The sequence below is a fragment of the Hungatella hathewayi WAL-18680 genome (assembly GCF_000235505.1).
GTDB classification, from domain to species: Bacteria; Bacillota; Clostridia; order Lachnospirales; family Lachnospiraceae; genus Hungatella_A; species Hungatella_A hathewayi_A.
Genome location: NZ_JH379027.1, coordinates 2,193,984 through 2,208,349 on the forward strand (window position 1 = coordinate 2,193,984; position 14,366 = coordinate 2,208,349).

Sequence of the window (14,366 nt, forward strand, 5' to 3'; positions counted from 1 at the left end):
AAACTAAAAAACAGTTGGAGGAAGAAATGAAAAAATTATGGAAGAGAACCTTAGCAGTTACAGGCTGTGTAGCCATGATGGCATCTATGGCGGCATGCGGTGCGAAGCCTGGGACACAGACAGAATCAGCACAGACAAAAGCGGCAGCACAGACAGAAACAACAGCACAAACAGAAACATCTGCACAGGCAGAAACGGAAGGAGATAAGATGACAATGAATTATGGGAACATGAAGGATGTCAGCATAAAAATGGAGCCAATCGAACTCACGGATGAGTGGGATAAGGTTTTTCCGCTCAGTGATGAAGTAAACCACAGAAAGGTAACATTTGTTAATCATTTCGGTATTACTCTGGCTGCGGATCTTTACGAACCGAAAGAATATACGGGAAAGCTTCCGGCCATTGCGGTCTGTGGCCCTTTTGGCGCAGTGAAGGAGCAGAGTTCCGGGCTTTATGCACAGGAACTGGCAAAAAGAGGATTTCTGGCTATCTCATTTGACCCTTCTTTTACAGGAGAGAGTGCCGGATATCCAAGGGATTTCAATTCTCCGGATATTAATATTGAAGATTACCAGGCGGCTGTTGATTTTCTTTCCACACAGGAAAATGTCGATTCTGAAAAAATTGGAATTATTGGTATCTGCGGCTGGGGTGGCATGGCAGTGCAGACTGCAGCGCTTGATACAAGAATAAAAGCAACGGCAGCAATGACGATGTATGATATGAGCAGAAATACGGCGCTGGGATATTTTGATTCTGTGGATGAAGAAGGAAGATACGAGGCCCGTGCAGCTTACAATCATCAAAGAACCGAGGACTATAAAAACGGTTTTTATACAATGGGAGGAGGACTTCCCGAAGAGGCTCCGGAAGAAGCGCCTCAATATGTGAAAGATTATGTTGCATATTACAAGACCGAGCGCGGTTATCATCCCCGTTCCGTCAATGCAAATAATGGCTGGGCGGCAACTGCCAGCGGTTCTCTGATGAATATGCGGCTGTTTGAATATGCTCCGGAAATCCGCAGCGCTGTTCTGCTTGTACACGGGGAAGAAGCACATTCTCTCATGTATAGCCAGGAAGCGTATAAGCTGTTGCAGGGAGATAATAAAGAGCTGATGATCATCCCCGGCGCTTCTCATACAGACTTATACGATCAGATGGACATCATCCCATTTGATAAATTGGAAACATTCTTTCATGACGCATTTGCACAGTAGTTACGGATTATACAGGAAGCGGTTAATTCAAAAGAGTAATGCCAGATTCCAGGTGGAACGGTGCGAATGAAATTGTATGGACTGGGAATTAAAATCACTTAGGTGAAGTTGACAGGTAACTTTAAAATTAGCAAGATACGCTATCTCTGAATTTTATAAGTAAGATAATTTTACGCTTTAAGGACATTTCCAATATTAGGAAGTGTCCTTTTTGTTTTTGGTGCTGAAGTACCAGAATCGCTTCTCTTTTTACTTGCTGGACGGGGGCGGGAGCAGTTTGCCTCCTCCTTGAACTACTCAACTTAATGGCTTAGAAACGTGTGTTTCGTCTTGCGAGTGTGACCGGTTAATAAGAAACCGTAGCCGGAACATATTGTCCTCCGTCACATGATACTGATATACCACCTTGTGCTTTGAGAAAAAGGCGGCGATACTGCGGGTACCGATGCCGTGGCCCGGTTCGTGGGTGATGGGGAAACCCTCATCGTCAAACGCCGCCTTTCCGTCACAGGTGTTGGCAATCTCAACGCAGAAATTGGGTGCGGACACCGCAGTGACCTCAATTCGCCGGGGGGTGCCCTCCGGCAGCTTTTCACAGGCGTGGATGGCATTTTCCAGTGCATTTGCAAACACGGTGGAAAGCTCCGTCTCGTCCACCGGCAGTTCCGGTCCCAGGGTCATGCGGATTTGCACTTGAATATCCCTGTCTCGCGCCAGCTCCTCATAATAGGCCAGCAGCGCGTCGAGTACAGGGCTTTTGCAGTAGTGATTCAGGGTGGTGTCGTCCAGCTTTGCATTCGATTTACCCAAATACTCCAATGCGCCGGCAGTGTTGCCCCGTTCCAGCATGGCAGTCAGCGTGTGCAGGGTGAAGCGCATATCGTGGCGGTAAAGTCGGATCTTTTCCTCGCTGCGGGCCACCATGTCCTGCTGGCGGCGCAGAGCCGACACCTGGGTTTGCAGTAATTGGCGCTCCCGCTCAATTTGTGCATTGCGGCGGGTATCCTGGAAGAAAAAGAGGATGACCATATAGGCCGCAATTACCATGGCGGAGGTCACTAAAATATCCACCAGATTTCCTGTCCTCTCTCCCGGCGAAACCTGCATAGCATAGACGTAAAGTGATGCGTAATAGGCCAGCGGAACAATGGAAAACAGAAACCAGCCACGGCATAAGGCTTCTTGCATATCAAGATAAAGCCGGCGCAGGCGCAGATTCAGCGCGATAAGAAGCCCCGCTGCGGCGCAGCGCCCCAGTAAATCCACGCCGGGATTGCCGCAAAACGGCAGCGCACAGAGCATTCCCGCCAGCATAACCAGCGCGCTTTCGACCATGAGCGTCATCAGCGTGAAGAGCATTCTGCCGTCCCGGTGGCGTGAGAGCCAGCCAAAGAGGACAAAGACGGGCAGATTGAGCAGCAGGGGCGTAAGGCGCATATAGAGCTTGCCTCCCAACAGGGCTGCCAGCAGAAAATTTACGATAATCACCGCTGCGATCCATGCCGCCATGATGAGTTGGGTGCGGTGTTTATTCAGCCGGGAATCTAAAAGCGTGTAAAGAAAGACCCCGGCCAGTACGGTCATCCCCATGGCTCGAAGCATATAAAAAAGAGAGAGAAGGCCGTGTCCTCCCTCTGTGAATAAAGCCGTCATAAATTCAGCCCCCTTCTCAGGCTGAAATCCAGAAACCGATCCCGCACCTCGCTGCGCTTTAAGCGTGGAATCAGGATTTTACCGCCCTCCTGCATCAAAAAGCAGCCCTGTTCCATGCTGTCCACATAGAGCATGTTCACAAGAAATGATGTGCCGACCCGCAGGAAACGCTCATCGTTCAAAAGCGGCGCCACCGCTTCATGAAAGGAACCACGCTTTGTGGCGGTAACAGTCCGCTCTCTGGAAAGATAAAAAATGGCGGTGTGGTTCGTTCCCTCCACATAGCGGATGTCAGAGGGGCGGATCAACGAAACACGGTCTCTTGTCTTCATCGTCAGCACTCCCTGCTCCCAGGAAAGCTTATTCAGCACCCGGTCCAACTGTGCAAACAGCGTCGCACGCTCTATAGGCTTTAGGAGATAGCCGGACGCCTGCACGCTGAAAGAATCCACTGCGTAGTCCGGGGAACTGGTGAAATAGATGATCACCGCGTCGGGATCGTCCTCCCGGATGACCGCGCCGAGTGCAAGCCCATCCAGATCTGGCATCATCACATCCAGCAGATAGATAGGGAAGCTGCCTTGCGCACGGATATATTCCAGCAGGATATGGCCGGACTGGAATGGCCGCAGCTCTAATGCCGCTTCGGGATGGAGGCGGGCGTATTCGGCAAGCAAAGTTGTCACCTCATTCAGTTCCTGTATTTGATCGTCGCAGATAGCGATTTGCAGCATGAGCCGCACCTCCTTTTCTAAAAATCAAAGGCCAAAAGTCTGCTGAAGGAGCCATGGGTGGGCATCTGCTTCTGGCCGAAAAAGCAAAATGACTGAGCAAGTGTATCTTTGTATGCTTGTATAAAGTAATACTCTATTTTAGCGCGAACCTGCGCATTTTGTCAAACCGAAGCAAGGCTATCTGCCTTTTACAGAACGGAGGTGTCTGAAAATTGAACTTTAACCGTTTGGTTTATCCGGCGTTCCAACGGAATATGAGATGTATCCGCCACAAAACGCGCCGCCCGCCCCACGGTGGCAGAAAAGAGCAGTTACAAAACACCTTTGCGGATGCCGCAACGTGGGAAACGCTGCTTTTTCAGATATCCTTTGTATGAAGTTTTAACCAATCTTTAAAATAAATACCGGCATCTATGGTATGATGACATTAGACTACAAAAGGGGGGAAACCTATGAGTGTGTATGAGAATCCGATGATAGAAGCAAAGAAAAAGAAGGGCCGGACGGCACAAAGAAATCCAGAAAACAAGGCTGCCAATAAAAATCTGATGATTTTAAAAAATGGAAATAACAACATCGTTCAGAGAATTCAGCCAATCCTGCAGACGGGATCCAATTGTGGAATGTATGCCATGGCCATGGCTTTGGCTGACCTGTTGGGATTGGATGGACATTGGCTTGCAGCGGGATTGGAAACATATGCCATAGAAAATAGTCTGTCAGCTATTGGAGAAGCATTTGACGCAGAGGAACTAGCTATGGCAGGACGGGGATATTGCGAACAAACTTTCCCCGCAGTCCCCCTGGTGTTTCGGGTACTTGAGTTTACAACTCAACAAGAAATGACTGCAATTTTAAATCAATCCCTGTTAGGAGAGGTGTATGTTCTAATTCCATTTTTAACCAACGGTCGTAGTGCGATGCCGGCAAGGCGGAGGGATGGAGTAGATGCAGTTGCCGCTCCCCTTGAGATGACAAATGCGCACTGGTCGGTGGTGGAAGATAGCGGAGCTGGTGATAACCGAATTTTTGAAGGGAATCAGGATTCATTCGAAGATGGGAGTCACACGCTCACGGAGTCCCGTCAGGAGGATTTATTTCAAGCAAATCAACGTTTAGGAAATATCCTGGATTGGAGTGAATATATAGGACGTACCCACATCTATCTCGAAGATAGTGGAGCCCATGACAGAGACTTTCACGATATGGTCAATTGGGGCAGTTCACAACGGATAGGGACGAAAATACAGTTTGGTGAGGAATGGCAAATCACAGAAGATGTAAACTTACGTGGCCGGGCAATCATGGTAGGTTACAGTGCTGCTGTTGGGGCTGCTCTTGCATCATTGGGAATAATTGCGCCAGGAGTTCATTAATCCCTCCTTTTCGAAAAAGCCAAGGGTAAAACAGTCAATTTTCGTACATTCGAGTGCAATTTTCGAACAACATTCCACAAATCACACTTTTTTTGCTAAAATACAAAGTAGGAAAACTTCGGCGAACAGGAGGGATTTGACGATGGGAACAGACATGGGAACGAATGGTTTTGCCGGGGATCATCTGCTGAAGGAGCCAAGGGTGGGCGGGAGCGTCTGGCCGCTCCAATGCTGTCCGGTATTCACACCCCGCGCAGCCGCACTTCCAGGGGAACGGGCCTGCTGGTATTGCAAATATGCGGATTTTCACTTGAAGGAACGGAGGTCCTTGGATGTGGGCATCTGCTGCTGGTCGAAAAGGCAAATCGACTGAGGAAGCGTATACGTATAATAGTAAAAACTACCAAGGAGGAATCAGGTTATGGATTTAATGCTGCAAAGATTGGTACGCTTTGGCAAAAAGCGCAAGGTAAATTTACCCCTTGCTCTGATTTGCGTCCTTTTCCTGTACGCCGTTTCGGTGATGGGAGATTGTGCGGAGCGTCTGGGAAAGGCACTGCGGGGGAAGCCCGCGCGGCGGCTGGCGGCAGCGGCGCTGTCGCTCTGCCTGGTGTTTCACTTTGCGCCGGTGACGGCGCTGGCCGATGTACCTGACGCATCGACGACGCCTAAAATACAGGGGGGGGGTATTATGCGACGGCGTTCGCCAGTACACTGGACACATCCGCAAGCAGGATATGCGGGCATGCCCACGATGAAGAATGCGGTTATATCGAAGCCGTGGAGGGCGCTCCCTGTTCTCATCAAAACGAGGACGGCAGTTATAGCTGCGCCCCTGTCCGAGGCAGCGACGATGAGAACAGTGACAACGCCACGCTGATCAGCGAAGATTATGTATGTAACCACCGAGACGGCTGCGGTTATGTGGAAGCGGTGGAGGGCGAGGATTGTACCCATTCCTGCGAGTTGTGTACCGGGTCGGTGGACACCTACTTAGAGGAATCTTCGTCAGAGAAGTCCTCGTCTGTGGAATCTCCAACCGAGGAATTCCCAACCGAGGAACTCCCGTCCGAGGAACTTCCAACTGAGGACTTCCCATCCGAGGAACTCCCGTCCGAAGAACTCCCGTCTGAGGAACTCCCGACCGAGGAACTCCCACCTGGACAGAATGGTGGTATCACAGCTGACTGTATTTGCGATACGCTCTGCACAGAGGGCTCCGTGAACCCCGATTGCCCGATTTGTTCAGCAGAGGGAGCAGATTTCACAAAGTGCGTTGGAACGGAGCAGGAAAGATCATTTACCTACAATGAAGTAGTGGCCCTGTTTCAAGCACTCCCAAAGGCAGCCAGCATCACGAAGGAAACGACTGACGAGGAAAAGGACGAACTAATGGTGCAAATCAACGCCACACTGGCCGCACTTGATGCCCTTTCGGATGAGGACTTTGCCAAATTTACCAAGAAAAATTCCGACCTGTTGAAGGCGATGATGGCACTGCAGGCGGCATTGATAAACGATACTCCCACGGTGCTTGTAGAGGCCCCTGTTGTGGAAATTTTGCGCAATGGTGTCGAGGGTGACCCCAATGGCGAATTTGACAACCTGGCTGATGCCATCACGGCGGCACAGTCAGGTGATACGCTGAAAATCATCGACGATATCACCCTGAGCAGAGGCGTGACCATCAGCGGTAAGTCCCTCACTCTGAACCTGAACGGCAAAACCATTACATTCAGCGGTAGCAGCCAAGCAATCGCACTGTCAGACGGCGCAGGGCTTACGGTAACGGACAGCGAAAATGGAGGCACAGTATTGGCAACCGGTTTCTTGAGCACTACCATCTCCAACGAATCCACCGGCACAGTCACAGTAGCAGGCGGTACGGTATCTACAACCGGTTCATCGGGAATTGGCATCCACAATGCCGGCCGTGGTATAGTCAAGGTAACAGGTGGCAAGATAGAGGCAACCGACTCGGATGGAGTTGCCATCTGGAACAACCTAAACGGCAAAATAGTGATCAGTGATAATGCGGTTGTCACTAGTGCGAATACATCTACAGAAGAGGGCACGATTCACATCGTAGGGAGGCCAGACCCCGCCGCTATTGTGCTGGAAATCACTGGCGGCACGGTAGAAAACACGGAAGCCGATGGCTATGCGGTGTATTTTGTTGCCGCTGGTGTGACCTCCGCCAATTTAAGCAACTATTACAGCCACACCGACGGCACCGTGGGCCGGGTTCATCCAGAACCGCCTGCAGCCCCCACGCCTACGGTGGTAAAAACCAACTTCTACACCTACATCTACGCCAACGGTGCAGAAATCAACATTGTGGCAGGTACTACGCAGGGGTATACCAACATCCTTTACGATCAGAATGGAGACGGCACGATTGAGGCTACCGAATATCTGAAAATCGGCGATAGTGACCCAACGGATGCGGGCTATGACTTGCAATTATGCGACGTGTACGGTGGCTGCAAGGGAAAGGAACTGATTGGAGACACAAAAATCACCATGACTGGCGGTAATGTAAAGAATGTCTTGGGAGGTGGCAATGGCGAGAATGCTAAAGAGAACGACGGTGTTAGAGATATCGATGGAATTGTCAACGGAAACACCCATGTTATCATCAACGGAGGAATTGTGACGGCCACGGTCTGTGGCGGCGGCAGAGGAACCAGCCAATCCGAAACGGAGACCAGCGAAATCGGATTGGTGACCGGAAATACCCGGGTTGAAATAACCAGCACCGGCGAGGTGGGAGGCAGCGTATATGGTGGAGGATATGGCGTCAATGTGGGTGGCAATACTAACGTCGTCATCAGTGGTTCAGTCACAGGGAACGTCTATGGTGGTGGAAGCGCCAGAAGATACCCGAATGGTAACGTGGCTGGAACCGCTACTGTTCAGGTCACCAGCACTGGCAAGGTGGGAGGCAGCCTTTATGGAGGCGGTGGAAGAGAAGCAGCCCTAGTCGATGGCGAGGTGGGAAGCGCCTCTGTCACCATCAGCGGCGGTGCCAAAATCGGCAGTACCAACAAAGGCATCATTATCAACGGCGGCACAGCCAACGTTACAAACGGCGTGGACAACTTTACGATTGACCCTGCCCTTGTCGGCGATACCGACAGTATCTGTGTCCTCCTCCCCGCAGGCTACACCACCGGAACCATCGCCACGGGAGCGGTAGCGACAGACGTGTCCAGAATCAAGTTGGTCGGAGCAGGTGCAGAAGGCAAGGAAGCTTATCTGGTCGGCACAGATATCAAGGTATTCAACGACGAACAAAAGATCGCATTGGCGAAACAAGCGATTGAGACGGCACTGGCCAATCTGACCGTTACAAACGCCACCACAGCCCAGGAGATTCTGAATGTGGCTAATGGGGCAACGCTATTTAATGTAACCGTTACATGGGATAGTGCAGACGGATTCCAAAAGACGGAGGCTACTACATCGGCGGCAGGTTCCATGACCGGCACGCTCAAGCTGACGCTGAATAGCGAGAGCGATACCGTTGCGGTAAATAAGGTCATTGCCAAGCTGCCCGCCGATACAGGCGGCAGTTCCGGCGGCAGCAGTGGTTCCTCAAGCAGCAGCGGTTCCTCAAGCAGCAGCAGTTCGGTAACCCCGCCCGCCGAAGCGAAACCAAGCGCCCTCACCGAGGGCCAAATCAAGGTGGAGGGCACCGTGGATGCAAGCGGCAACGTGACCGTCACCCTCCCGGGAAATACCGTTGACGAAGCCATCAAAAAAGCAGAAGATGAGGCCCGCAAAAACGGAAATCTGTCAGGCGGCGTCACCCTTGCACTGAATATAAGCACAGGAAGCGGGAACCCAGACAGTGTCACCGTCAACCTGCCAAAGCTGACACAGGAGATCATCATCAACAAAAAGATTGCCAACACGGTCATCATGGTAGATAAACCGGATATAAAAATCGCCATTGATCTGCCAGCGGTACAGTCCATCAACAACCAGGCAAACGCTGATGTAAATATCACGGCCACCAAACGGAACGGCGCAGAACTTACAGGAGCGGCAAAAGCGACCATCGGCTCCCGTCCGGTCTTTGACTTCAAGGTACACTACGGCGGCGGGAAACAGCTAACCAGCTTTGATAGCGGCAGTGTCAGCGTGGCGATCCCATACATTCTTGGCGCAGGTGAAAAAGTGGGCGGCGTATCCGCCGTTTATGTGGACAATGACGGAAATGTGAATTATTTAACAAAGTCAGTCTACGACAGTGTAAACAATGTGCTTCGTTTCTCCACCAATCATTTCTCCACCTACGGCGTAGGCTATCAGGCTCCGGCAGAGTTTACCGATCTTTCAGGACACTGGGCCAAGGACGATATCCAGCTGGTAGTCAACCGTGGACTGATAAACGGCACGGACGCCACCACCTTCAGCCCCGATGCACCTATGACAAGAGGGATGTTCGTCACGGCCCTCGGCAGAATGGCAGGAGTGGACGTAAGCAGTTATAAAGAGAGCAGTTTCACGGATGTGAAAGCAGACGCCTACTACATGGGCTACGTGGAATGGGCGGTGAAACAAGGGATTGTGAAAGGGACAACAGCCAATACCTTTGCGCCAGATGGCGTTGTCACCCGGGAACAGATGGCGGATATGATGGCAAATTATGCAAAGGCCATCGGATACAACCTGCCAAAAGCCCACGAACAAAATACCTTTGCAGATGCCGCAGCCATTTCCACCTGGGCAGCAGACTCTGTGAAAGCCATGCAGATGGCCGGAGTCCTTGCAGGCAAGAACGGAAACCAGCTTGTCCCCCGAGGCACAGCCACCAGAGGCGAGGCGGCAGCAACCCTTCGCCGTTTCATGGGACTGATGATTGATGTCTCCACCGTCCAGGGCTGGATGCGCAACGACGACGGCCAGTGGATGTACTACGAAAACGGAAGACCCGTCAAGAATACCCACAAGAATGTGGACGGCGAGGATTACGGTTTCGATGCCTATGGCATTACCCTGGACTTCCCGAAAAAGAAAATAGGCCTACCACAGTAAAAAACAGATGGTAACGCCGACAAAAGCCACAGGAAGCGGGCATGGAATGAGTGGAAAATTTGACAAATGGAGTAACTTGATATATAGTAGTTGACCTGATTGGGGTAGGAAAACCAATCTGCTATTCAAAAATGGGTTGCGGTTTACGCAACTCATTTTTTTGCAGAAAGAGAGAACAGTATGTGCAAAAAACAAATGATTTAGTTGATTTGTTACGGGTATATCAGCTTAGACTGGTGCAATGGTTTCGATTTCCTTAAATTCTTTGTTGTGTTAATCTAAAATCGAAGTGAAAGTTTTATAAACATTCCTGGTACGAACTTGAAGTTTTCTGAAGTTTGCGTTACGATACAACTAATACGGATATGGCAAACAGCCACAAAATTGGGAAAGCCAGGAGGAAATGAAAGTATGAAGGAAGTAAAAAGTCCCAAAAAGCCACTAATCTATTATTATGTCATCGTTCTGTTGATATTGTCCCTGTTTAATATGCTGGTGTCCCCTCTTCTGATGAAGCATCAGGTTCAGGAAGTTGATTATGGGGTCTTTATGGAGATGATTGAGAATAAGAATATCGGGCAGGTGGAAGTTGATAATTCCAAGATCGTTTTCACGGATAAGGACAACACGACCATCTATAAAACGGGGGCCATGAATGACCCGACGCTGACGGAGAGATTATACAAATCCGGGGCGAAGTTTGGCGCCAATATTGAGCAGGCCCGCTCGCCGATTCTAACTATGCTGCTGACCTTTGTGCTGCCGATGGTGATTTTCATCGGGCTGGGGCAGTATATGAGCCGGAAACTGATGCAGCAGATGGGCGGCAAAAATTCCATGAGCTTTGGCATGGGCAAGAGCAACGCGAAGGTCTATGTGCAGTCCACGGAGGGCATTCATTTTGACGATGTGGCCGGGGAGGATGAGGCGAAGGAAAGCCTGGCTGAGATTGTGGACTATCTGCACAATCCGAAAAAGTATACGGATGTGGGCGCTTCCATGCCGAAGGGGCTTCTGCTAGTGGGGCCTCCAGGAACCGGTAAAACCATGCTGGCCAAGGCTGTGGCCGGGGAGTCCAACGTCCCCTTCTTCTCCATTTCCGGTTCGGAATTTGTGGAAATGTTTGTGGGCATGGGGGCTTCCAAGGTGCGCGATTTGTTCAAGCAGGCCAAGGAAAAAGCGCCCTGTATCGTCTTTATTGATGAGATTGACGCCATCGGCAAGAAGAGAGACGGGCAGATGGGCGGCAATGATGAGCGGGAGCAGACGTTGAACCAGCTGCTCACCGAGATGGACGGATTTGAGGGAAATAACGGAGTAATTATCCTGGCGGCCACCAACCGGCCGGAATCGCTTGACCCGGCGCTGACCCGTCCGGGGCGGTTTGACAGGCGGGTGCCAGTGGAGCTTCCTGATTTGCAAGGGCGTGAGGCGATTTTGAAGGTTCATGCGACGAAGATTAAACTGGCGGACGATGTGAATTTCCACACCATCGCCCGTATGGCTTCCGGCGCTTCCGGGGCGGAGCTGGCCAATATTATCAACGAGGCGGCACTCCGGGCTGTGCGGAGCAACCGGCAGGTGGTGAACCAGGCGGATTTGGAGGAGAGCATTGAGACAGTGATTGCGGGTTACCAGAAGAAGAATACGGTTCTCTCCGACCAGGAGAAGCGGGTGGTGTCCTACCATGAAATCGGTCACGCCCTGGTAGCCGCGATGCAGAGCCACTCGGCTCCGGTGCAGAAAATCACCATAATTCCCAGGACGTCCGGCGCCCTGGGGTATACCATGCAGGTGGAGGAAGGGGACAAGTATCTGATGACCCGGCAGGAGATTGAAAACAAGATTGTCACCTTTACCGGCGGCCGGGCGGCGGAGGAAGTGGTGTTCGGTGAGATAACCACAGGAGCGTCCAATGACATTGAGCAGATAACCAGGCTGGCGAGAGCGATGATTACCCGCTATGGTATGAGTGAGGAGTTCGATATGGTGGCGATGGAGACCGTGACGAACCAGTATCTGGGCGGTGACACCTCCCTGGCCTGCTCCGCGGACACCCAGAAGGAGATTGATAAGAAGGTGGTGGAGCTGGTCAAGAGACTGCATGAGAAAGCGAAAACCATTCTGTCGGAGAACCGGGAAAAGCTGGACGAGCTGGCCCAGTTCCTCTACGAGAAGGAGACGATTACCGGAGACGAATTCATGGCGATTCTGAACCAGGGAGGTGAGAAGTCATGAGAAAACGTTCTGCGTTTGGATGGATGGAACTGATAGTGGGAATCGTGCTTGTGATTCTTGGAATCTTTGTCATCACTCGGACGGACGCGGCGTTGACCGGGGTGGTCATGCTCTACGGCCTGATTGCCGCCATCACGGGAATCTTCGATATCGTGCTGTATGTGAAAACAGAGCGATATATCGGCTTTGCCCCGGCCATCGCCCTGATTTCCGGCATGTTCAGTGTCATGGCCGGCATCATGCTCCTGGTCTATCCCAGCGCCGGGAAGTGGATTATCGCCCTCCTCCTCCCCATCTGGTTCATCGCCCACTGCATCTCCCGGCTGTCGCATTTACATATGATCCGCATTGCGGTGGGGAGTTTCTATTATTATGTGACGCTGATTGTGAACATTCTGGGGCTGGTTCTAGGCTGTGTAATGATAATCTGGCCCGGGATTTCTCTGTTTGCGGTGGGAGTTTTGATTGGAGGGTATTTGATACTGGCGGGGATTGACAGTATTGTGATGGCGGTCAGCAATATTGGCTGCTAGTTAGTGGAGACAGAGTCTGCAATAAGCATACCTTGAAACGGCGTACATTCTTAGCGGGAGGTCGCCGTTTCTATTTTATTTTTTCAGTTGGTCATGCATCATGTCGATTCCTTTTCGGACAACATCGGAGCGGGATGTGTCAAGTTCCCGTGTACATTCATCAAGTTTTTCTATGGTTTCTTTACTTACCCGTACAAATATCCTATCCGTCATGGTATCGTCAGAGGGTGGACGGCCTATTCTTTTCTGCGCCATCTTTTCACCTCGCTTTCTTGTGTGCACTTTAATTATATTCCTGTGCGCACGAAAAATCAACATATAAAAAGTCAAGTTCATATAGAACGAAAAAAGGCAATACATCAAAAAAATGACTATACTGGCAAATTGTTGATATCTATGTTATTCTAATAGTGATAGATCTGATTGAGAAAAAAGAAGCGATCAAGAGACTTCGCTATGAAAAACCGAATCTTCAAATGTGCTTCCGCACACAAACATTGATTGAGAAGTATTTAACATTCATAGAAAGTGAGGAAATCTGATGGAAGCTAATCCAATCCTATTGCAAAAAAATATTCCAGAATCATAGATAAATTTGCACGGACTGTCGGAATAAATGGGCGTGAGGCGCTGGATTTTTTCTATCATTCCATTACCTACCAGGATATGAGCGAAGGGGTGTCGGATATGCATTGCAGAAGTGATGAATATTTGGTGCAGGAACTTCAGGAGGAGTTTGGGAAGGTATCACAGAGAGAAAATTTGGTTTAAATATTATGTAAAATCATAGCTACGAGCAAGGACACATTTCCAGGTACATCTGGCAAAATGTGTCCTTGTTTTATGTCTATTTATCGATGCTGCTCCTCAAAGTTCTTACAATAAATCTCCCCCGCATGGATCACCCTAGCGATTTCCTCGTCGGGGACGCCGATGTCGAAGAGGTAGTGGGCGACCAGGATGGAGACGATCTGCTCGCGGGTCAAATCCAGTTCGTGGCGGTAGCGGCGGATGACCAGGGTGCGCTCGGTTCCCTTCATGACGCAGAGATAGAGGGAATTCTCCTCCTCTGTCACATTTAAGTTATAGTGCCGGATGGTGTTCCAGCTGTCGCTGATAAAGGATGCATTGTACGACGTGTCCATGGCATCGGTGGATTCCACAAATTCATAGTAGAACCGGGAGATGTCCGGGTCCTGTTCCAGCAGATACCAGACAAGGACGGAGGAAACATACATCCGCTCTGGAGCCGGCATGGACAGAAGAGATGGAAAATATTTCTGGTTCAAATGCTCCATTAAATCAATGGACACCTGCCTCGCAAGGTTAACCTTTGTGGAAAAATAGTAGGGTATCAATCCCAGATTGACGCCAGCCGCCTTGGCGATGTCCCGGGTGGTTGCCGCCTTGTACCCGGTCTTTAAGAAATATTCGGTTGCGGCCTCCAGTATCTTTGCCTTGGTGTCGTTGGAGGCGCCCTGCATGTTGTCCGGCATATATTTTTGATATCTCAATGTCTCCCCTCCTTTTTATCATATATGAACTAGAATGATTCTAATCCCATCT

10 protein-coding genes are annotated in these 14,366 nt (G+C 50.4%); 6 read left to right on the forward strand and 4 right to left on the reverse strand.

The window, feature by feature from the left end; translation table 11 throughout:
- Nucleotides 1-26: 26 nt before the first annotated feature.
- A complete protein-coding gene (locus tag HMPREF9473_RS09790) occupies nucleotides 27-1,223 on the forward strand; it encodes an alpha/beta hydrolase (RefSeq protein ID WP_006779938.1) in 1,197 nt (398 codons plus the stop codon).
- Nucleotides 1,224-1,520: 297 nt separating this feature from the next.
- Here HMPREF9473_RS09790 and HMPREF9473_RS09795 read toward each other — a convergent pair whose 3' ends face one another.
- Nucleotides 1,521-2,876 carry a sensor histidine kinase gene (locus HMPREF9473_RS09795; RefSeq protein WP_006779939.1) on the reverse strand — a complete coding sequence of 452 codons (1,356 nt, stop codon included), beginning with the start codon at nucleotides 2,874-2,876 and terminating at the stop codon, nucleotides 1,521-1,523.
- Nucleotides 2,873-3,610 (reverse strand): LytR/AlgR family response regulator transcription factor, encoded by a 738-nt coding sequence (locus tag HMPREF9473_RS09800; RefSeq protein WP_006779940.1) that lies wholly within the window; start codon nucleotides 3,608-3,610, stop codon nucleotides 2,873-2,875. Before HMPREF9473_RS09800 ends, HMPREF9473_RS09795 begins: the two co-directional genes overlap by 4 nt.
- Before the next feature lie 452 nt (nucleotides 3,611-4,062).
- On the opposite strand from HMPREF9473_RS09800, the gene HMPREF9473_RS09805 reads away from it, so the two are divergent.
- The 5 genes from HMPREF9473_RS09805 (at nucleotide 4,063) to HMPREF9473_RS09830 (ending at nucleotide 12,800) form a co-directional block, all read left to right on the forward strand.
- Nucleotides 4,063-4,986, forward strand: a complete 924-nt coding sequence (locus HMPREF9473_RS09805; protein ID WP_006779941.1) for a hypothetical protein — start codon at nucleotides 4,063-4,065, stop codon at nucleotides 4,984-4,986.
- Between the two features lie 142 nt (nucleotides 4,987-5,128).
- The gene (locus HMPREF9473_RS09810) at nucleotides 5,129-5,359 is read left to right on the forward strand and encodes a hypothetical protein (RefSeq protein WP_006779942.1); all 231 of its coding nucleotides are present in this window, start codon (nucleotides 5,129-5,131) and stop codon (nucleotides 5,357-5,359) included.
- A 407-nt stretch (nucleotides 5,360-5,766) separates the two neighbouring features.
- A complete protein-coding gene (locus HMPREF9473_RS09820; protein ID WP_157140212.1) occupies nucleotides 5,767-10,029 on the forward strand; it encodes an S-layer homology domain-containing protein in 4,263 nt (1,420 codons plus the stop codon).
- A gap of 411 nt (nucleotides 10,030-10,440) precedes the next feature.
- Nucleotides 10,441-12,267, forward strand: coding sequence for an ATP-dependent zinc metalloprotease FtsH (ftsH, locus tag HMPREF9473_RS09825; protein WP_006779945.1), 1,827 nt, complete (start codon nucleotides 10,441-10,443; stop codon nucleotides 12,265-12,267).
- The gene (locus HMPREF9473_RS09830; protein WP_006779946.1) at nucleotides 12,264-12,800 is read left to right on the forward strand and encodes an HdeD family acid-resistance protein; all 537 of its coding nucleotides are present in this window, start codon (nucleotides 12,264-12,266) and stop codon (nucleotides 12,798-12,800) included. Before ftsH ends, HMPREF9473_RS09830 begins: the two co-directional genes overlap by 4 nt.
- 75 nt (nucleotides 12,801-12,875) lie before the next feature.
- Here HMPREF9473_RS09830 and HMPREF9473_RS28515 read toward each other — a convergent pair whose 3' ends face one another.
- Both HMPREF9473_RS28515 and HMPREF9473_RS09840 read right to left on the reverse strand, forming a co-directional pair.
- Nucleotides 12,876-13,160: a ribbon-helix-helix protein, CopG family gene (locus HMPREF9473_RS28515; RefSeq protein ID WP_347508781.1), complete on the reverse strand. Its 285-nt coding sequence runs from the start codon at nucleotides 13,158-13,160 to the stop codon at nucleotides 12,876-12,878.
- A gap of 491 nt (nucleotides 13,161-13,651) precedes the next feature.
- The gene (locus HMPREF9473_RS09840; RefSeq protein WP_006779948.1) at nucleotides 13,652-14,314 is read right to left on the reverse strand and encodes a TetR/AcrR family transcriptional regulator; all 663 of its coding nucleotides are present in this window, start codon (nucleotides 14,312-14,314) and stop codon (nucleotides 13,652-13,654) included.
- Nucleotides 14,315-14,366 lie beyond the last annotated feature (52 nt).